General features: G+C 63.1%; 15 protein-coding genes and 2 pseudogenes. 7 read left to right on the forward strand and 10 right to left on the reverse strand.

Annotated elements, in window-relative coordinates; translation table 11 throughout:
• Positions 1-8: 8 nt before the first annotated feature.
• Complete coding sequence (locus tag H9L14_RS14025) at positions 9-1,349, forward strand: efflux transporter outer membrane subunit (RefSeq protein ID WP_246444227.1); 1,341 nt, start codon at positions 9-11, stop codon at positions 1,347-1,349.
• Positions 1,350-1,833: 484 nt separating this feature from the next.
• Here the strand turns inward: H9L14_RS14025 and H9L14_RS16275 are convergent.
• Positions 1,834-2,082, reverse strand: a pseudogene (locus H9L14_RS16275) (4a-hydroxytetrahydrobiopterin dehydratase); the annotation flags it as partial.
• A 79-nt stretch (positions 2,083-2,161) separates the two neighbouring features.
• On the opposite strand from H9L14_RS16275, the gene hppD reads away from it, so the two are divergent.
• From hppD to H9L14_RS16285, 4 genes are read left to right on the forward strand one after another with little or no spacing between them, the layout of a single operon-like run.
• Positions 2,162-3,247, forward strand: coding sequence for a 4-hydroxyphenylpyruvate dioxygenase (gene hppD / locus H9L14_RS14035; RefSeq protein ID WP_187708582.1), 1,086 nt, complete (start codon positions 2,162-2,164; stop codon positions 3,245-3,247).
• 5 nt (positions 3,248-3,252) lie between these two features.
• Entirely contained in the window at positions 3,253-4,455 is a 1,203-nt protein-coding gene (pcaF, locus tag H9L14_RS14040; RefSeq protein WP_187708583.1) for a 3-oxoadipyl-CoA thiolase, read from the forward strand.
• Between the two features lie 10 nt (positions 4,456-4,465).
• On the forward strand, positions 4,466-4,603 hold the full coding sequence (locus H9L14_RS16280) for an iron-sulfur cluster assembly protein (protein ID WP_246444228.1): 138 nt from the start codon (positions 4,466-4,468) through the stop codon (positions 4,601-4,603).
• A 38-nt stretch (positions 4,604-4,641) separates the two neighbouring features.
• Positions 4,642-4,926, forward strand: coding sequence for a PaaD-like zinc ribbon domain-containing protein (locus tag H9L14_RS16285; RefSeq protein WP_246444652.1), 285 nt, complete (start codon positions 4,642-4,644; stop codon positions 4,924-4,926).
• Here H9L14_RS16285 and H9L14_RS14050 read toward each other — a convergent pair.
• The 5 genes and pseudogenes from H9L14_RS14050 to H9L14_RS14070 all read right to left on the reverse strand — a co-directional run bounded on the left by H9L14_RS14050 (position 4,913) and on the right by H9L14_RS14070 (position 11,880).
• Complete coding sequence (locus tag H9L14_RS14050; RefSeq protein ID WP_187708584.1) at positions 4,913-5,914, reverse strand: DUF2891 domain-containing protein; 1,002 nt, start codon at positions 5,912-5,914, stop codon at positions 4,913-4,915. The genes H9L14_RS16285 and H9L14_RS14050 overlap by 14 nt on opposite strands.
• On the reverse strand, positions 5,911-6,864 hold the full coding sequence (locus tag H9L14_RS14055) for a DUF979 domain-containing protein (RefSeq protein WP_187708585.1): 954 nt from the start codon (positions 6,862-6,864) through the stop codon (positions 5,911-5,913). The genes H9L14_RS14050 and H9L14_RS14055 overlap by 4 nt, the downstream gene beginning before the upstream one ends.
• Positions 6,861-7,532 carry a DUF969 domain-containing protein gene (locus H9L14_RS14060; RefSeq protein ID WP_187708586.1) on the reverse strand — a complete coding sequence of 224 codons (672 nt, stop codon included), beginning with the start codon at positions 7,530-7,532 and terminating at the stop codon, positions 6,861-6,863. The genes H9L14_RS14055 and H9L14_RS14060 overlap by 4 nt, the downstream gene beginning before the upstream one ends.
• A pseudogene (locus H9L14_RS14065) lies at positions 7,529-11,087 on the reverse strand (hydantoinase B/oxoprolinase family protein). Before H9L14_RS14065 ends, H9L14_RS14060 begins: the two are co-directional and overlap by 4 nt.
• 277 nt (positions 11,088-11,364) lie before the next feature.
• The gene (locus tag H9L14_RS14070) at positions 11,365-11,880 is read right to left on the reverse strand and encodes a hypothetical protein (RefSeq protein ID WP_187708587.1); all 516 of its coding nucleotides are present in this window, start codon (positions 11,878-11,880) and stop codon (positions 11,365-11,367) included.
• 575 nt (positions 11,881-12,455) lie between these two features.
• Here H9L14_RS14070 and H9L14_RS14075 point away from each other — a divergent pair.
• On the forward strand, positions 12,456-13,601 hold the full coding sequence (locus H9L14_RS14075; RefSeq protein ID WP_187708588.1) for a DNA modification methylase: 1,146 nt from the start codon (positions 12,456-12,458) through the stop codon (positions 13,599-13,601).
• Positions 13,594-13,989, forward strand: a complete 396-nt coding sequence (locus H9L14_RS14080; RefSeq protein ID WP_187708589.1) for a DUF5681 domain-containing protein — start codon at positions 13,594-13,596, stop codon at positions 13,987-13,989. Before H9L14_RS14075 ends, H9L14_RS14080 begins: the two co-directional genes overlap by 8 nt.
• A gap of 217 nt (positions 13,990-14,206) precedes the next feature.
• Here H9L14_RS14080 and H9L14_RS14085 read toward each other — a convergent pair whose 3' ends face one another.
• From H9L14_RS14085 to H9L14_RS16815, 4 genes are all read right to left on the reverse strand, one after another.
• On the reverse strand, positions 14,207-15,421 hold the full coding sequence (locus tag H9L14_RS14085; protein WP_222949852.1) for a hypothetical protein: 1,215 nt from the start codon (positions 15,419-15,421) through the stop codon (positions 14,207-14,209).
• A 318-nt stretch (positions 15,422-15,739) separates the two neighbouring features.
• On the reverse strand, positions 15,740-16,366 hold the full coding sequence (locus H9L14_RS14090) for a hypothetical protein (RefSeq protein ID WP_187708591.1): 627 nt from the start codon (positions 16,364-16,366) through the stop codon (positions 15,740-15,742).
• Positions 16,367-17,502: 1,136 nt separating this feature from the next.
• Positions 17,503-19,212: an MBL fold metallo-hydrolase gene (locus H9L14_RS14095; protein WP_187708592.1), complete on the reverse strand. Its 1,710-nt coding sequence runs from the start codon at positions 19,210-19,212 to the stop codon at positions 17,503-17,505.
• The gene (locus H9L14_RS16815; RefSeq protein ID WP_281389389.1) at positions 19,209-19,589 is read right to left on the reverse strand and encodes an SH3 domain-containing protein; all 381 of its coding nucleotides are present in this window, start codon (positions 19,587-19,589) and stop codon (positions 19,209-19,211) included. Before H9L14_RS16815 ends, H9L14_RS14095 begins: the two co-directional genes overlap by 4 nt.
• Positions 19,590-19,643 lie beyond the last annotated feature (54 nt).

Genomic DNA, 19,643 nt, shown 5'->3' on the forward strand with positions numbered 1-19,643 from the left:
GCGCGTCGATGCAGCCGGCCTACGTCCGGCCGGACTCGGCCGTCCCTGCAGCCTGGCCGACCGGCGACGCCTATCTGCACCAGTCGGAGGCGACTCTGCCTGCGGTCACGTATCGCGATATCTTCCGCGATCCGCGTCTCCAGGCATTGATCGAGCAGGCGCTCGTGAACAATCGCGATCTCGCGGTTGCCGCCGCGAACATCGCCGCTGCCCGCGAGCAGGTCCGGATCCAACGGGCACAACAGTTTCCGCAGGTCGATGCCGGAATCATTGCGACGGGGGCCGACAGCGGCTCCGATACGTCTGCGCGCTACCAGGCCGGACTCAGCATCCCCAGCTTCGAAGTCGATCTGTTCGGCAGGCTTCGTTCCCTGACCGACGTCCAGCGCAATCGTTATCTCGCAACAGAAGCCGCCGCGCGCGCGACGCGCCTCGCCCTCGTGTCGGACATTGCCGACGCGTGGCTTACCTACGCCGCCGACAGCAGCCTGCTCAGCATTGCCCGGGATACGGTCACCAGCGCAGAAAAAAGCGTCAAGCTGACCAAGGCTCGGCTTGAAGGCGGCATCGCTCCACGGACAGATTTGCGCCAGGCCGAGCAGGTCCTCGAAAACGCAAAGGCGGACGCTGCCGATCAGCGCACGGCGCTCGCGCGGGACGTGAACCTCTTGCGGCTTCTTGTCGGTGCAGAGGTGGATCCGACGCTGCTTCCTGCCTCAATCGACCAGGCTGCGCCGACCGTCGCTGAACTGCCGGCCGGTCTGGACTCGCAAATCCTTCTCCGCCGTCCCGATGTCGTGGAGGCCGAATTCCAGCTGCGCGCCGCCAACGCTCAGATCGGCGCTGCTCGCGCCGCACTATTTCCGCGCATCTCGCTAACCGGTCTGCTTGGCTTCGCGAGCAGCGCGCTGACCGGGCTATTCAGCACCGGCTCTTTTGCATGGAGCGCGGGAGCGGACGCGACCTACACCATCTTCCAGGCCGGAGCCGGACGAGCGAACGTCCGTTTAACTGAGGCGCAGAAGGCTGCCGCCGTCGTAACTTACCAGCGCACGATCCAGCAGGCCTTCCGGGAGGTTGCGGACGCACTGGCGCGCCGGGGCACGATCGGCGAGCAACTCCGCGCTCGCCAGGCTCAGCGCGAGGCTGCGGCCGACACCTACCTCCTGACCGAGGCTCGCTATCGGAATGGCATCGACAGCTTTCTCGGAAGCTTGGACGCCCAGCGATCCTATTATTCCGCCCAGCGGACGCTCGTCCTCAGCCGGCTGGAAGCTGCGACAAACCTCGTCGACCTTTACCGTTCGCTCGGCGGCGATTCCCTGCTGACGACCACGCCTAGCGCTTGATGTAAGCCACTTGCCCGACGTCGGTCCAAGAATCGGCGTTGATCGATTTCTCTTGCCGGATCCCCAGGCCCGTCACTGTCGGCCAGATGTAGCTGCGGGTTTGCACAAGGCCGTCTTTGGTCTGCCTTTGCCCAAGGCAGGTCAGGCCCTTCTGGTCGTTGGCGTAGCACGGCTCGGTGCGGCCGCGGCCGGAATCGTCATATTGCTGGTAGGTGTAGTGGCCTTCTTCCGCCGACCAGCCGAGTATCGCGATGCTGTGATGGTTGCCGCGGCGGTTGTCGCTGGTGTCGCAGACGATGAAGCTGTTCGAATCGAACCAGGTGCAATGGTCGCGGTAGTTCGCTTCCAGTCCCTTGATCGTCCAGTCGCCGAGGATGAAGGATAGCTGCTGCTCCACCTCCGGCGGGTGAACCCGGCGATCGCAGAGGATGCTGACAGCGCGAACAAGCCAAGCGCCACTGCGCGCATTCTCATTCTCCCCTCCCAACCTGTTAATTGCCCGTGCCAGCCTGATGTCCCGCTCCGTGACGCCGCCTGCGTCATGGCTGGTCAGGCGCAAGTCGACCCGGTTCCACACGTTGGTGAATTCGGGGTGGTGATTGACCTTCTCGGCATGCATCGCGACCCGGGTCAGGAAGGCGAACGCCTCGCTGAAATCCTTGAACTTCAGGGTCCGGATCAGCGCCTTGCCGCCTTCCTCGATGCTCCAGCCATCCGGCGCTTCGTCGCTCATGGGCCGGAACCTACGCCTCGACGCTCCAACCTTGCAATGGAACGGCTGCGGGAGCAGTTGGGCCGCGAAGGAGATTCCAATGGCAACACAGGTCGCCGAGAAGGGTCCGCTGGGCCTCGAAAACCCGATGGGGACCGACGGCTTCGAGTTCGTCGAATATACCGCGCCAGACATCGAGCTTCTGCGTTCGCTGTTCGCGAAGATGGGCTTTCCTGAGGTCGCTCGTCACAAGACGAAGAACGTGACGCTTCACAAGCAGGGCGACTGCAACTTCGTCATCAACGCCGAGCCCGGCAGCTACGCCGAGGAATATGCAAAGGCCCACGGTCCCAGCGCCTGCGCAATGGCCTTCCGGGTCAAGGACGCCAAGGCCGCGCACGAGCGCGCGCTCAAGCTTGGCGCGACCGACGTCGAGGTGAAGAAGGGCGACGGCGAACTCGACATTCCGGCGATCGAGGGCATCGGCGGCTCGCGCCTGTTCTTCGTCGACCGCTACGGCGGCAGATCGATCTACGAGGTCGACTTCGACTTCCATCCCGACTGGCAGCAGCGGATGGCCGACGCGGACTCCAAGCTGACGTACATCGACCACCTCACGCACAACGTGAACCGCGGCAACATGGCAACCTGGGCCGACTTCTATGAGCGGCTCTTCAACTTCCGCGAGATCCGCTACTTCGACATCGAAGGGAAGGTAACCGGCCTGTTCTCCAAGGCGATGACCAGCCCTTGCGGCAAGATCCGCATTCCACTCAACGAGAGCCAGGACGACAAGAGCCAGATCGAGGAATTCCTCCGGGAGTATAAGGGCGAGGGCATCCAGCACATCGCGCTGGGAACGACCGACATCTACCAGGCGGTCGATATCATCCGCGGCCGCGGTATTCCCTTCCAGGACACGCCCGACACCTATTACGAGATGCTTCCCGAGCGGATCAAAGGCCACAACGAGAGCATTCCGGAGCTCGAGAAGCGCCGAATCCTGATGGACGGTGCGCCAACCGAGGGCCAGGGCCTGCTTCTGCAGATCTTCACCCAGAACGTGATCGGCCCGATCTTCTTCGAGATCATCCAGCGCAAGGGCAACGAGGGCTTCGGCGAGGGCAACTTCAAGGCTCTGTTCGAGAGCATCGAGCTCGACCAGATGCGCCGCGGGGTGATCTGAGCGGGATGATCGACGCTTTCATTTGCGACGCGATCCGCACGCCGATCGGGCGTTATGCGGGTGCGCTCTCGTCGGTTCGAGCTGACGACCTCGCAGCAATCCCGATCAGGGCGCTGATCGAGCGCAACCCCAGGGTCGATTGGGGTGAGCTTGACGATGTGATCTACGGTTGCGCCAACCAGGCGGGCGAAGACAATCGCAACCTCGCGCGCATGGCCGGTCTGCTGGCGGGTCTCCCCGACAGCTCGGGCGGCGTCACGCTCAACCGCTTATGCGGCTCGGGCCTCGACGCGGTCGCCATGGCGGCGCGGGCGATCCGGAGCGGGGAGTCCGACCTGATCATCGCCGGCGGCTCGGAAAGCATGAGCCGGGCGCCTTTCGTGATGGCCAAGGCGACCAGCGCCTTCGACCGCAAAGCCGAAATGTACGACACCACCATCGGCTGGCGCTTCGTCAATCCGAAGATGAAATCGGCCTATGGCGACGACACAATGCCGAGCACCGGCGAGAATGTCGCGCAGGACTTCCAGATCAGCCGCGAGGACCAGGACGCGTTCGCGCTTCGAAGCCAGGAGAAGGCCGCCGCCGCCCAGGCGAACGGCCGCCTCGCTGCCGAAATCGTCGGCGTGCCGATCCCGCAGCGCAAAGGCGACCCGGTAATCGTTGATCGGGACGAGCATCCGCGTGCGACGACCCTCGAAGCTCTCGGCAAGCTGAACCCCATCGTTCGCCCCGGGGGCACGGTGACCGCCGGCAACGCTTCAGGCGTGAACGACGGGGCTGCCGCGCTCATCATCGCCTCCGAAGAAGCGGCGAAACGCAACGGCCTGTCGCCTCGTGCCCGCGTTCTGGGCGCCGCAGTCGCGGGCGTACCGCCGCGGATCATGGGTATCGGCCCTGCACCTGCGAGCGAAAAGCTGACCAAGCGGCTCGGCCTCAAGCTCGCCGATTTCGACGTGATCGAACTCAACGAAGCGTTCGCGGCTCAAGGCCTGGCCGTTCTTCGCAAGCTCGGCATTGCCGATGACGACTCACGCGTAAATCCGAATGGCGGCGCCATCGCCCTCGGCCATCCGCTCGGAATGTCCGGCGCGCGCCTCGCGCTCACCGCGACCGAGGAACTACAAAGGAACGGCGGAAAGCTGGGCCTCGCGACCATGTGCATTGGCGTCGGACAGGGAATCGCTCTCGCACTCGAACGGGTGTAGATTCATCGGCGTGATCGATGTGGCGATGCTGGACGAGGCGGCGGTCATGGCCGTGCTCGATGAGGTGATGGATCCGGAGATCCCGGTCGTCTCGGTCACCGATCTCGGCATCATTCGCGGCCTGGCCGACAATCCTCCCGAGTCCTGATCACGCCGACCTACACGGGCTGCCCGGCCACGATCGCGATCGAGCGGGCCGTCCGCGAGGCGCTGGATGCGGCCGGCTTCGAACATCTTCACACGGAACGCGTGCTCTTCCCGCCGTGGACGACGGAGTGGATCACCGAGCGAGGCCGCCAGCGGCTGCACGATTATGGGATCGCACCTCCTAGCGAGGCAACGACGGCAGAATGCCCGCAATGCGGATCGAGCGATACGGTCGAGGTCAGCCGCTTCGGATCAACTCCCTGCAAGGCGCAGTGGCGCTGCAACGCCTGTCACGAGCCGTTCGACCGCTTCAAGTGTCATTAGCCAGCAGGGCCAGCAAGGCGAACGATGCCAGCCAATGCTCGCCCATATAATCGCCCGCGACATGCGGCATCGCGGCTTCGAGATGCGCTTCGGCCGTGTCGTAGGCCTGCTGTGAATCTTCCGGCAGAAGCGGAGCCAGGCTCCGCCAGCACCATGCCCGGCTGAGATTCAATCCGTCCAAGTGCGCGATCTTCCCGTCGCTGCGATCGCTGACCACGGCGGGCATGAACAAGGTCGCCGGCTCGCCTGTGTCGAGCTTCGGCAGGAAACCCCCAAACCAGCCATGGAATTCCGGCTCCGTCAGCGCGCGAGCCATGCACAATGCCTCGATCAGCGCCGGCGACAGGAACTCGTCCCCGCCCGGCTCCCAAGCCTGGCAGTCGCAGTCGTTGCCGAACCAATGCTTCGCCCGCTCACGGATTGCCTCCGCCAGCGGCTCGTCGAACCGCTCCGCCCAATCGAGCGAGAGGACCAACGCAAACGCCGTGTTGAAATGTGTGCCGACCCGGATTGGGTAGGTGAGCACGCCCAGATGATCCCGGAGCCTGTCCGCGAACGCGCGAGCTAGCGGTTCCAGCTCGTAAGCCCAGTTTGCATCGCGATGCCGCGACGCCTCAAGGTGAAGCTGCAGAAGCCAGGCCCATCCATAAGGCCGCTCGAACCCGCGGCTGAGCGGCCGGTCGAGATATGCGCGCTCGGTCTCGACCTTTTCCGCAGTGAAGCTCTGGTCGGCGAGCCTCTCGATAGCCCGCGCTTCGTCTGTGTCCGGGAACAGGCGCCGAAGGGTCAGGAGCGTCCACCAGCCGTGGACGCAGCTGTGCCAATCGAAGCTTCCGAAGAAGATCGGATGCAGGACGTGGGGCGGTAGGGCGTCCTCGTCTGCCCCAAGCACATGGTCGAGCTTGTGCGGATATTCCTGCCGCACGTGGCCGAGCGCAATCCTGGCGAAGCGCGCCGCCGTGTCCGCATCGAGGCTGAAACGACTCATCGGAAGGCGGCGAAATACAGGATCAGGATGTTCACTGCGAGCAGCGGCAATGCCGTTGCGATCTGCGCCTTCACGACGCCGTACTGATCCTTCAGTTCAAGAAGCGCCGCAGGGACGAGATTGAAGTTCGCTGCCATCGGGGTCATCAACGTCCCGCAGAAGCCCGCGAGCATTCCCACGGCTCCAACCACCGCGGGATCGCCTCCATACGCCTGAATCAGCAGCGGGACCCCGATCGCTGCGGCCATGACCGGGAAGGCCGCGAAGGCATTGCCCATGACCATCGTGAACAGGACCATCCCGAACGCGAAGACGAGCACCGTGGCGAAGATGTTGCCCTTCGGAATAACCATGCCGGTGATGTCGCCGATGATCGTTCCAACTCCCGCGGCTGCGAAGAGCACGCCGAGCGCCGCAAGCATTTGAGGCAGGACGGCGGCCCAGCCGATCGCATCGATCAGTCGGCGGCCTTCCTGAAGTGGCGCGACCGCCGGTGGACGCAGCCAGAGGTAGATAGTCCCGAGCGCCAGCAGGGCTCCAAGGCAGAGGAAGACGTAGGTCTCGCGTTTGGCCTCGATCCAGCCGAGGCTTCCGACCGGTGTGTAGTTGTAGACCAACGTCCCGATCAGCGCGGCCGCTGGAATGATCAGCGCCGGCAGGAACAGCTTGTTGCCGAGTTGCACCGAAAAGGCGGCGCGTTCTTCATCGCTGGTGGTGGCCGGATGGCTGCGACCGAGGAACCCGAACCCGGCAAGTCCGGCAAGGCCCAACACAAGCAGGCCATTTCCGAAGTCGCCGATGAAGTCGCCAGTGAGCAGGCTCAGCGCCATAAGACCCCAAAAGGCGGCATTGCCCAACCGCTTCGGATTCGAACGGTCGAACACGCTCAGCAGCGCGAAGGCCGCGAACATCGCTCCCGCGAGCGCATATAGCCATTGCAGCGTGATCACTTGCCGCCCAGCTTCAGCTTGCGATCGAGCAGCATGAGACGTGTGCCGTGGATCAGGAAGGCGGCGACGGCGCTGGGGATCGCCCACAGAGCCAGATGTAGGGGCGACAAATTGTAACCATACGTCGCCAGCGTCTGCTGGATCAGGACGATCGAGCCGATGGCGATGAAGATATCCTCGCCGAAGAACAGGCCGACATTGTCCGTCGCGGCGGAATAGGCTTTCACTTTCTCGGCAGTCGGCTCGTCCACTTCGCCGAGCTGTTGTTCGGCCGCGGCCAGCGCCATTGGCGCGACGAGCGGGCGCACCGTTTGAGCTTGCCCGGCAACCGTCGTCAGTCCCATTGCGGCCGTCGCCTGGCGGACGAGCATGTAGAGCAGCAGCAATCTTCCGACCGTCGCCGCCTTTATGCTCCGGATCACCCGCGCCGCCTGCTGCTGCAGTCCATACCGTTCGAGGAGGCCGATCACCGGAAGCACGATCCACACGATCGCGATAATCCGGTTGTCGTTGAACGCCTTCCCGAAAGTCGTGATGACCTTCACAAGGTCCATTCCGCCAAGCAGGCCGGTGATGATCGCCGAGCCGGTCACCACCAGCATTGGGTTCATCCGAAGCGCAAAGCCGAGGACGACCAGCAGGATTCCTAGCAACGGCCAGTAGTTCATTCGCTCGCTCCATAACCGCCGCCGCCCGGTGTCTCGATGACGAAGCGGTCGCCAGCCTGCATCTCGGCTGCATCCGTAGCCGTCAATTCTTCGATGCTTCCGTTCACGCGCTCGACCCAGTTGCGTCCGGCAAGGGCATCGCTCCCGCCCGCAAGTCCCTTCGGTGCGACGCGCCTTCGATTGGCGAGCATGTTCGCGCGCATCGGTTCGAGGAAGCGGACATCGCGGATCACGCCATCGCCGCCGGTGTGCTTGCCTCTTCCACCTGACCCATGTCGGATCGCGAACCGCTCCAGCCGCACCGGAAGGCGGGTCTCGAGCACTTCCGGGTCGGTTAGCCGGCTGTTGGTCATATGGGTCTGAACCGCGCTCGTCCCATCGTGATCCGGGCCGGCGCCCGACCCGCCGGCAATCGTCTCATAATATTGGTGGCGCGCGTTGCCGAAGGTGAAATTGTTCATCGTGCCCTGGCTCGGCGCGAGCTTGCCGGTGGCGGCGAAGAGCGTGTCCGTCACCACCTGGCTGGTCTCGACGTTCCCCGCGACGACCGCGGCCGGGTATCGCGGTGCCAGCATACATCCTTCCGGCACGACGAGCTTGATCGGACGCAGGCAGCCGTCGTTCATTGGGATCGGATCGTCGACAAGGGTACGAACGACGTAGAGCGATGCCGCGCGGACGATCGAATAAGGCGCGTTGAAATTGTCGGGAAGCTGATTGCTCGTGCCGGTGAAATCGAACGTCGCGGAGCGCGTCGGCTTGTCGATGGTGATCTTCACCGCGACGCGGGCGCCATTGTCCATCTCATACTCGAACGCGCCGTTTTCGAGCCGGTCGAGCAGCCGCCGCACCGACTCCTCGGCATTGGCTAGTACGTGCCGCATGTAAGCCGCGATAACTTCCGGACCGTAATCGCGAGCGGTCGCCGCGAGCACTTCCGCGCCGCGAATGCAGGCCGCAAGCTGAGCCTTCAGGTCGGAGATGTTGCGGTCGATGTTGCGGGCTGGCGATTTGCCGGAGCCGAGCAGCGCGCGGATTTCGGTTCCAAGGAAACGCCCCTCGTCGACAAGCAGGACGTTGTCGATCAGCACGCCTTCCTCGTCGATCGTGCGGCTGTCCGGCGGCATCGATCCCGGTGCGATCCCGCCGATGTCGGCATGGTGCCCGCGCGCCGCGACGAAGGCAGAGGGCTCGGCTTCGTCGCCGTGGAAGACTGGCACGATCACAGTGATGTCGGGCAAATGCGTGCCGCCGCGATATGGGTCGTTCAGTACGTAGGCATCGCCCCGCCGGATTCCGCGCCCATCCTTGGCATTGCCGCGCGTCTCGATGATGGTCCGAATGCTCTCGCCCATCGATCCGAGGTGCACCGGAATGTGAGGTGCGTTGGCGATCAGCGCGCCTTCCGCGTCGAACATGGCACAGGAGAAATCGAGCCGCTCCTTGATGTTCACCGACGTCGCCGTGGACTGAAGCGCAACGCCCATTTCCTCGGCGATCGCCATGAATAGGTTGTTGAAGATCTCCAGCATCACCGGGTCGGCGGAGGTGCCGATCGCTTGAGAGCGCCGGACAGGACCCATGCGTGTAAGCACCAGCGTCCCGTCGTTCGAGCGCGTGGCGCTCCAGCCGGGCTCGATGACCGTGACCGACGATCGATCGGTGACGAGGGCAGGGCCTGAGACCTGCTGGTCGCCGGACAGGCTGTTGCGGTCATAGACCTGCCAGTCTCCAACCGTACGCGGCTGAGCGCCTGCTCCCGGTGACTGCGAGAAGATCGCCTCGGTGCCGTTATGAGCAACGGCCTCGACAATCAGCGCATCGAGAATGATTTCTCCCGTTTCGTCGACGTAGCCGAAGCGCCGGCGGTGCAGCTCGGTGAAGTCGGCTTGCATCTCGTCTTTCGGCGCGATCTCGATCTCGAGGGTCGTATCGCTGCCTGCGAGCCGCAACCGCGACCGTCGATGCAATTCGATCCGGCTGCACTGAATTCCTTGGCCGGCAAGAGCCTCAGTCGCTTCTGCTTCCAGCGACCGCAACGCCTCCTCGAAATCCTCAGCCAGAGGTTGGACCATTCCTGCTTCCCGGATCGCCTTCACGTCGGCGAGGCCGATTCCGTAGGCCGAGAGCAGGCTCGCGAGCGGATGCACGAAGATGCGTTCGATCCCGAGCGTATCCGCGACCCGGCACGCATGCTGCCCGCCCGCCCCCCGAAGCTCACCAGCGTGTAGCGGGTGACGTCATGGCCGCGCGCGATCGAGATTTTCCGGATCGCATTCGCCATGTTGTCGACCGCGATACGGAGGAATCCTTCCGCGATTTCAGACAGGCTCATGGACCGGCCTAGCGCTCTCTCGACGTCGCCGCCGACGTCCCGAAGCCTCGCCTCCGACGCGGTCGGATCAAGCGGCTCATTGCCCGCGGCGCCGAACACCGCGGGGAACTCCTCCGGCACAATGCGGCCAAGGAACAGGTTGCAGTCGGTGACGGTCAGCGGCCCGCCGCCGCGATAACAAGCCGGTCCGGGCTTCGCGCCAGCGGACTCCGGCCCAACACGAAAGCGCATGCCGTCGAACCGGCAAATCGAACCGCCGCCTGCGGCGACAGTGTGGATCTGCATCATCGGCGCGCGGATGCGGACTCCCGCGACCACGCTCTCGTCCGCCAGCTCGTAATGCCCGGCAAAGTGCGAAACGTCGGTCGACGTACCGCCATATCGAAGCCGATCAGCCGCTGTTCGCCCGACGCCGCGACCATGCCGACCACTCCGCCCGCCGGCCCCGACAGGATCGCGTCCTTGCCGCGGAAGGCGCTTGCATCGGTCAGTCCGCCGTTCGACTGCATGAACTGGAGTTTCGTGTCTGCCGGAAGGCCGCTGGCGACGCGGTCGACGTAACGCCGGAGGATTGGCGAAAGATAGGCATCGACTACGGTCGTGTCCCCGCGTCCGATCAGCTTGATCAGCGGCGCGACTTCATGGCTGACCGAGATTTGAGTGAAGCCGAGCTCCCGCGCGATCTCTGAAACCCGGCCCTCATGCTGCGTGAACTTCCACCCGTGCATCAGCACGATCGCGAGCGCATCGATGCCGCTCTCGCGAACCTGCTTCAGCGCTGCCCAAGCAGCCTCCTCGTCGAGCGGAGTAATGATTTCCCCGTCCGCGCCCACGCGCTCGACGATCTCGACGACCGTTTCGTAGGGCTGCTCCGGCAGCACGATGTGCCGGGCGAAGATCTCTGGCCGAGCCTGGTATCCGATGCGCAATGCATCCCCGAACCCGCGTGTGATCGCCAGCGCGACGCGGTCACCCTTGCGCTCGAGTAGGGCATTGGTGGCCACAGTAGTGCCCATGCGGACTTCGCCGAGCGCGCCATCCTCAGCGGCGAGAATGCGGCGGATGCCCTCGATAGCAGCATCGGCATACTGATCGGGATTCTCGGACAGCAACTTCTCGGTGCGGAATCGTCCGTCGTCGTCCCACGCGATCACATCGGTGAAAGTCCCGCCCCGATCGATCGCGAAATTCCATACGCCGGCCACGCGGCCTTCAAGCAGATGCCGGCCAAAGGTGGAAGTGGCGGAGCGGACAGTCTGCTGCGAACTGGTCTCTACCGGCCATTTCCCTGATTCCTCACAAGTTGCAGGGAAAACGAAGAATCAGCGGCTCGAAATCCCGCCACTCTTGCAGAATTCTCGCGACGTTCTCGCCACTCGCGACGGCAATACCCTGATACGGTAAGCAGGGAAATTTTTCAGGCTCAACAGGGAATGGGCTTGTGTCGAACAGCGAAAGCAGCGCTGTGGGTTACAAGCATGCCGCCCGGCGCCTCGTTCAAAGTACCGGCGCGCTCGATCCAAGCTTCGACCGGACAGACTGAAGCGCGGAAGTCAGTTCTCGGGTCCGTTGTCCGAGGTCTTGGATCAGGGTCTCAGCGTCGCGTTCCTCGATGACCCTAGTCAGTACATCAGCCACACCGCCGCGGAGATCCACGAGCTTCAAGACGGCTATCCAGTGACCGCTGCGATCAATCGCCGTTTTGGCCACGCCGTGACAAAGGAAAGGTCGGAGCTCCTCTAGCTCTCGGAAGCGGGCGAGCGCGTTGGACGCTTTTGCGCCCTTCTTGCCGAGCTTCTCCAACGCCGCAGCCAGATCATCGAACCTCTGTCCGACGAGGCGCCGGAGGCGACCTTCACCCCCTGCGCGAAGCATTTGGAGGGTTTCGCTGACGCTGAGCTCAGCCCTGGCGAACAGCTGGATGGCCTCGCCTCGCCAGGCGTTCACGTCGCGAGCAGTGTCGTGCCAGACGTCTGGCTCGCCGCTGACCACGATTGGAGTGTGAGCAGTCATGCAGTGCCCTCTAGATCAAAGCAGTTACGACAGGGTTTCCGCGAGGGCGCGGTGGAAAAGCGACCCGGATGTGTATCGAGTTACAATCAGCCGCAGGTGGGGGACTGGACAAAGCGTGTCGCCCGAGTCGACACTGCCACGCGGATCGGTTCTCCACCGGGGACGGGATAGACTGATCTTCACCAGAGCGGCGCCGGGGACGGTGCACAGGACGGAGCTCACCGGAGACGGGAGCGCGGTGAAAGCAGGCGCCAAGGCGCCACCTTTTAAGACTTTGAGATCGCCGTCACGAAGACAGCGCGCAGGAAAGACTGCGCCCGTCACGCCGGGATCACGGGGGAAGATCGATGTCACCTATCAAACAACACGCCGTTGGCGATGGTGCTGGAGCGCGCCAAAATTACCAAGCCCAAGTCGACTGGTGGGCGACAGGAAAACTGTGGCAGTGCAAGCGTGATCCACGGCGCTATTCGGCCCGGGAGGTCACAAAAGCGCAACGGATCATCGAGCGGTTCGGTGTCCGGATCCCGTTACTCATCGCGTCGGACGGTTGCGTCCTTGGGCACTTCGTCGTCGTGATCGCTGCGCGCAAGCTCGGCATCGAGCAGCTGCCAGTCCTCTATGCAGATGACCTGTCCCCTGCCGATCGCCACGCGATGTCACTCGCCCTCAACCGTCTTTATGAACTCGGCGAATTCGACCAGGCGATGCTCGGTGCACTCGTCATGGATCTCGAGGTGGAGCTACCTGGCCTCGAGTTCGACGAGCTCGGTTTCGAGGCGGCCGAGATCGACCGCGCCGTGGCTGCACACACGCGCGGCTCAAGCCGGGACGAACAAACGCTGCCGCCGATCCCAAGCATCGTGTCGAACCGGGGGGACGTCTGGCTGCTCGACGACCACCGCGTCGGCTGCGGAGATGCGGCCGATGCAGAGATCTACGCCCGTCTCCTGGAGGGTCGATCGGCCAACATGGTCTTCACCGATCCTCCCTATGGTTGCCCGGTCCAAGGCTTCGTTACAACGCGGGCGCACAGGGAGTTCGTCCAGGCCTCAGGCGATCTAGATCCCGAGCAACTTGAGCGCTTTTTCCGGACCTGGTGCGAGGTCATGGCAGTAAGCGCCGAACCTGGAGCCGTCATCGAGCTTTGTATCGACTGGAGGTCGGCGAGCCTCCTCATGTCGGTTGCGCAAGATGTATTCGGCCCGATGATCAACATGGCGGTGTGGGTCAAGGACCGCGCCGGCATGGGCAGTTTTCTTAGATCACAGCACGAGCTGGTGTTGATCTTCGCGGCACCGGGTCGGAAGTTCCGTAACAATGTCGAGCTCGGAAAGAACGGTCGTCACCGCAGCAACGTCTGGAGATACCCGAGCGCGCTTACGTTCGCGCGCACGGGTGTCGAAGGCGATCTCCTGGAAGACCATCCAACACCGAAGCCCAAGGAGCTGATCATGGACGCGATTCTCGACTGCACCAGTCGAGGCGACACCGTGCTCGACCCTTTCCTGGGATCTGGCTCGACCCTGGTCGCCGCGGAGATCACGTCACGCAAGTGCGTCGGGATCGACCTCGATCCGGGTTACGTCGACCTCGCCGTGCGCAGGTGGCAATCTTGGACTGGACGCGACGCGGTCCTCGAGAGTTCTGGCCGCACTTTCAACGACATCCTAGCCGACGATCGCTCGGGCGGCGAGCACGGGGGTCGCGATCGTGGCTGACGAGCGCGAGTACAAGGTCGGATACTGCAGGCCTCCACCTGAACACCGCTTCAAGAAGGGCCAGTCCGGCAATCCCAAGGGCCGGAAGAGAAAGCGCCTTTCCGATGCAGAGATTATCGCGAAAATCCGCGATGAGCGGATCCCAATGGTCCTCGACGGCCGGAGAGTCCTGGTTAGCCCTTTGGAGGCCGCTCTCCGCAAGACTCTCCACACGGTTCTTGCCAAGGGCAACGTACGCGACCTGGAGCGACTCCTTTGCATGTTCAACAAGCACGGCGCGCCGTCTCCAGAAGATACCTATGAACAGCACCAAAGAGAGGGTGACGCGGTTGTTCAGAAGTTGTTCGATTACCTCGAGAGAACCGTGCCTGACGATCCCGAACCGTAGCGGCTCCCGGGCGCCGGGGCCCGTATGAGGATCGCGGATGTGCCCGGCTCGCCAACTCAGCGTGAGAACCGGCGTTACGTGAACGCGGTTCGACTCCCTCACCTGGCCTAATCGTCGCGCGAACTGGACGCGGTTGCAAACCTGGAGGACTGGCGCGGGTCCATGTTCAGCAATCGGCGATTAGTTGCTAGCAGCAACGACTTCATATCCCTTGGACTCACTCGGCGACAGGCTTCGACAATTCATACTCGAGCTCGCGGATTTCCTTGCGACGTTTGAGCTCCTCGAGTTGAGCCTGCTGCTCCGCGGCCGAAGCCTTCTCGAGCGAAGCGTAGGTGGTGCGTGCTGTGTCGACTACGCCCGCAATCGCAGCTGCGCCCGGATCGGAGCCGTACTTGAGGCGGGTCGGCGCACCAGAGGCATCAAATTCAGCGGCCACTTCCTCGCTACCGAAGAGGCCGCCCCTGCCTATGGGAATCGTGAAAAGACCCGAGAGTTGCGGAAAGGACGCGCTTCCATTCGCACTCAGTGTTCGCGCAAGCGTACTCGACTCGTCTTTCGCGCAGACGGCGGTGACGCTTGGAGGACCGCTGCAGGGAAAGACTGAAATGGCCGCGGGCACCGCGCGACGATATACGAGACCGGGAACCGCCTTGGTCGGAAATGTCATGGAGGTTTGAAGCGCCGTAGCCATTGGCTTGTCGGCCTGCCAGGAAATGCCGAAACCCTGCTGTCCCACCTGGCGTACACGGTAGCTTTCGAAGGCGGCCTTCGCGGCCGGTGTCGAAAGGTCGAAGAACGACGCGATGTCTGGCCTCGGAATGTGAGCAAATCCGCCAAGCGTGCCCTTTGCTGGATCGATTGGCGGGCCGCTCGAGGTTACCGTAAGCAGGTCCGAAATCCGTTGGAACTCCGCGCGTCGCGCCGCTAGCTCCGTCGAAATGGCCGCGACAGGCGCGTCTGGCGTAGCAATTGCGCTTTCCAGTTCGAGGATATTTTCTCTCAGGCGCTCCTGCTCCTTCAGCGCCTCCTTGGCTTCTTGCGTGCAGTCGAACGGTAAACTGCTCGGGTGGGATTCCATCGCTCCGACAACGCCGCCGCTCGCGAGCGTAGCGCCCGCCTTTACGAGGGCAGAGATGACGACACCTCCCTGGCCCTCGTTCGTCGCGTTGAACGATTCGAGCGTTCCGTCGGCACGAAGTTTCAGCTCGGTGGTTCGCTTCGCAAGCATGCCCTTGCGGGCGTCGACACGGATAAGCGTGGGATCGGCCACGGTCTTGCTTGCTATCACCACCGTGGTCTCGAATTTCGGCTCGCGAGAACTTCCGGGACAGCGCACCAGGCGCTGCGCGACTTTCGCCCCAGCCCTTGTCTTGGGTAGGAAATAACCAAGCTCGTAAGTCTTCGACGCAGCTTCCGCTGGCGCGGCCAACAACCCGGCCAGTCCAAGGAAAAGAAGGCCGCTCCGGCCCGCTCTATAACTTGTCGACACCCGTAGGTGGGATCGGAAAGCAGGAAGATGACGCATTGGCACAAGCTCCCGCTGCACGGGGCGATTCGGCTCGTTTACTTTAAGTTGAACGCGTTCACAAAAACAGGCCTCTCCCGCCAAGGTCGGTTTTCAAAGAGAAGCAAAACGTTCGTCAACAGGCCGCGTTCTTGAAGTGAAGCAAACGGGTGCGCCGAGCCGCACCCGTCCCTGTTCACGGCACGCTGACCCGGTCTGATAAGGAAACGAAGTCCAACCACTTCAAGAGACTTCGCTTTCCTTTCCCCGCGCGAGCGCCCGTCTTGTTCTGAGAAACCGCCAGAGTCTCCTGAGTCCGAGCGCCGTGGCCAGCGTTCCGAGCATGGCGATGAGACCGATGACCAACTGGACCCAGGCCGTCGCCCTTTTCAAGCGATGCTCCGTAGAGTCCATAAAATCGTCAAATCGTTGACCCCACGTGACTCTCACGGCCAAGGGCAATTGCAGGGTTCGGAGCAACATGTCCTTATTCCCGTTCGGTGTCTCGATGATCACGTAGGCGCTCAACATCAGTCGATGACTAGGAGCGTTCAAGGCAGTGACTTGCCACTCCCACCGAGCCGCCGGCCCCACGTACAAGTCACGAGCCACAAGATCCTCGGGTTCGATTTTGAAACCATCACCCGTAAGTCGCGCGGCCATTCTCCGCCCAATCTTAAGCTGCACCTCTTTTTTCGGCTTCGAACCAAGCAGCTCAGAAACAGGCGCAATTTCGGGATCACTCGAAACCACAAAACTGACGGTTGCCGTTTCACCGCGCAGCATGCTTTCGGGATGATCAACGGCGCCGCTACCGCTTTCAAGACTAGCGCTGATTTCGCTCGCGCGGCTGCAGTCGGCCCGCGACACGCGTTCTCCACGGAGCACCTTACAGGAAACCACGTCGTGGGGATCGTTGCCCGTGAACACATTTGGACGAGGAATACTGGAGGAGGCGGGGGTTGACGCCGTAGGTACTGCCTCTTGGACAGACCGAAGAAGGTATAGGGAGCCAAGCAGTACAATTGCGATCGCAAGTGTCGCAATGAGAAGCCCATGCTTAACAAAGCGCCGCATTTCAGTTCCTCCGAAACCCTCGGCTTGGGAGCCGCGACAGCAGTGGGGATCGCGCGCGTCCTTCTTTAGCTTTGCCGACTTTCTAGTTGAAGAAACCACGACCAAATGACGCCCAAGACGGCTGTCACTGCCGCGGCAACGCTGTCGTGCTTCCGGAGACTCTCCGACCACGCGGAGTCCGGCATGATCAACGCCGCTGCGACCGAGACCAGCCAAACGACGAGAACGAAGCCCCAGGCCCAGACGCCGAACTTATAGGACATAACCTTCCCCTTTCGTGGATTCGCAGTGCGGAATCATTGTCGAGGCGGCTCGCTCTCTGCCGACGAGGGAGCGGCGAAAGCGTTGGGGGAGATCGGAGGACAATTGGCGCTAGCAACCCGCTGCCGCAGCCCCGCCACTCGGCAGATTGCAGGCGTTGGACCCGTGAGCCGTCCATCCCGACAGGCCGAGCACATGCGACTAAACGATGCCTCCAGTTGCAGCGAGTAGTCGAACGGTGTCGCTCCACCCCAGTTCGGCCCGGGGTTGCCTCTTGCGGATTCATTAGCTGCCCGCCGGGGACATCACGCATCCACTTGGTGCGGAGCTCATCTCTGCGTGCCGGATCGGTTAGGCCCGCCATCGTGTACCGGCTCGCCGGGGTCGGAACGATGCTTAGGGTCGGTGACCGAGGCCACTGCGCGAGCGAGTGGCACGAGAGGCAAGACGAGCGCAGGTTGTCGGCGGGGCCGTTAAGCCGGCCCTGGAAACCTGGCCACGGCCTTTCTGGCCAAGGGTCCTCGCCTTTCCACACGATGCCGGCGAGTTCGGAATTCAGGCGAGTTGACGGCAGCTGGGCGAAGTCGCCAAGAGCAGGAGCCGTGGCTTGGGGGTCATTGCCCCACATCAGTCCGACGGGCGTGAGATCGCCATACAGACCACTCTGGTTATTCTGCCACACGAAGGTCCAAACAGCCAGCCGAACGGCGCGCGTGGGTCACGCACCGCGATGTCCATCTGCAGCAGTTGCAATTGGCGTTTCGTCCGGGTGGAAGGAGGGTGCGAGCTAGATGACGAACCGGCCGCGTCGATATACGCCCGCACCTTCGGGCACCCGCCAAGTAGGGGACTGCCGCGTCGGTGAAGAGTAGCTTGAATGAGACAGTCTTAGCTGGGAACGTCCAGCCCAGCTGCGGCCGCGATGGGTTGCACGGGTCAGCGAAGATGTCGTGAAGGGCCTTCGCTCCTTCCCTGTTGTAGAACCCAATCGCCCACACCTGCGGCCCCGTCGGGGACTGCGGCGAGAGGTCGCCGGCGTCGGGACCGCGTTCCTTCGTCAGGCCCAGCTGAGCCTCGCGGCCGTTCGGTCCGTAATCCATCCACGGCGCGATCCACCACTCGGCGCCGGGCGCCATGGTAACGGTATTGTCCTGTATCTTGAGGCCGGACGCCTGCACCTCTGACAGTACGGCGGCCATGTAGTTGAGCCAGTCGGTACGAAAATCGACCTGCTCCCAAGGATGCACGGTGGGCACGAGAGCGGTGGGAAGGTCGGTACGCCACTTTAGAGGGGGCACTCCTGCGCGGAAAGCCGAGCTGGCCTGCGCCGGGAAGCGGGCACAGGTGACGGTTTGAAGGGCCTCGGCCGGCTGGCCACTACCGACCGCCGCCAAACCAGCGAGCATTGTCGACGCGGCCAGAAGCATCATTACGCTCTTTGACATTTGTGTCTCCCCGCTCCCGTCTTTGTCAGTCACCCTCCATCGAGTAGCGGGCGGCGAGCAAATTGCCCGGCCGATGGTGACAACGACGTTGGTGCAGCCGCCCGGCTTGCCGTCCTTGTCCCGCCCGATCTTCGCTGTCGCAGTAAGACATTGAATGTCGTTGACCGTGGTGAGGTATAGGTCGCCTCGACGGTCAAGTTCGTCCCGGATTTCCGGGTCCGGCAGCACGACACCGCCGTACTCGTGCGGCCCGGACGAGATCAGGTAAACGGATGCCCCACCGTCTCCAGGAAAAGCAGCCTCGACGACGTGAGGCTGCCGTGATGCCCGACAACCAGGACGTCGGCGTGTACTGCCCGGGGTCGTCCCGCAGCAGGCGACCCTCGATCGAGTTCGCACCCGGAAGCGCCCCAGAGGCCTTCTTTGACCACCCTCGGCATCGCCCATCAGCAGGACGCGCCGCGAGCCGATGTCGAGCCTAATTACCAAGCTGTTGCCGTTCGGATCCGCATGCGGTGAGGAATCGGCATTGAGTACGACGAACTGGCTATTTGCGCTGAGTGACACGGCCCCGGACGTGATTGCCTGGGTGCGAGCGAGCACGACATCGCCCGTGCACGAGCCCGCCTGGAAACGGACGCGATGCGGCGCGTCGGCGACGGCGCCGTGGTAGATCAGCCCTGGTTCAGCCGATGCCTTCTTGAGGAAGCGGCAATAACCGACCGTCTGCTGCACCCGGCCGCTGTCCCAGACATTTCGAACGTCGAATTGGTCGAAGACATCCGGCAGCAGGACTTCGTGATCCTCGTGCGGATGGCTGAGCACCAGGTGATCGATCGTCCTGAGTTCGGGCCGGACGGCGTGGAGGTAGGCCAGCAGGCGATTATTCGGGCCTTTTGCCGCGTCATCCTGCGAGCCGCCGTCGTAGATCATGGTCCAGCCTGGCCCTCGACGAAGAGCGCGAGGCCCGTGCCCACGTCGATCATGTGTAATTTCGTCGGGCTCCCGAGCGCGGTGATAGCGGGGCCACCGACCACGATGGTCCAGGCCTTGCTAACGTAACCGGTGCTGCCATCCGACATGCGGACCTGTCGCCACCGCGCGGTTTCGCGAATGACCTTCAGCGATTCCCCGCGCGTCAGTGCTCCGACCGCGGGCGAGGCCCTGCTCGGTGCGGACCGGATGACGACGTTGCGGCTTACGCGGTCGCTCGGGCAACAAGAGCTTGCGCGGAGACAGTTCCGGTCCAGACCAGGGACAGGAACACGCAGAACGCTGCATGCATAGATACTCGGTGGCACCGTGCGCATGCCCTCCCGCGATATTGCCGCAGTTAGCTAGATGGCCCTGCACACTCTCCCCCG

The sequence above is a fragment of the Sphingomonas sediminicola genome (assembly GCF_014489515.1).
Classification (GTDB): domain Bacteria; phylum Pseudomonadota; class Alphaproteobacteria; order Sphingomonadales; family Sphingomonadaceae; genus Sphingomicrobium; species Sphingomicrobium sediminicola.

Coding starts and splice junctions, on each gene's coding strand:
- H9L14_RS14095 (WP_187708592.1), bottom strand. CDS start 19,212: ATGATCTACGACGGCGGCTCGCAGGATGACGCGGCAAAAGGCCCGAAT.
- H9L14_RS14025 (WP_246444227.1), top strand. CDS start 9: ATGCAGCCGGCCTACGTCCGGCCGGACTCGGCCGTCCCTGCAGCCTGG.
- H9L14_RS14050 (WP_187708584.1), bottom strand. CDS start 5,914: ATGAGTCGTTTCAGCCTCGATGCGGACACGGCGGCGCGCTTCGCCAGG.
- pcaF (WP_187708583.1), top strand. CDS start 3,253: ATGATCGACGCTTTCATTTGCGACGCGATCCGCACGCCGATCGGGCGT.
- H9L14_RS14060 (WP_187708586.1), bottom strand. CDS start 7,532: ATGAACTACTGGCCGTTGCTAGGAATCCTGCTGGTCGTCCTCGGCTTT.
- H9L14_RS16815 (WP_281389389.1), bottom strand. CDS start 19,589: ATGCGCACGGTGCCACCGAGTATCTATGCATGCAGCGTTCTGCGTGTT.
- H9L14_RS14070 (WP_187708587.1), bottom strand. CDS start 11,880: ATGACTGCTCACACTCCAATCGTGGTCAGCGGCGAGCCAGACGTCTGG.
- hppD (WP_187708582.1), top strand. CDS start 2,162: ATGGCAACACAGGTCGCCGAGAAGGGTCCGCTGGGCCTCGAAAACCCG.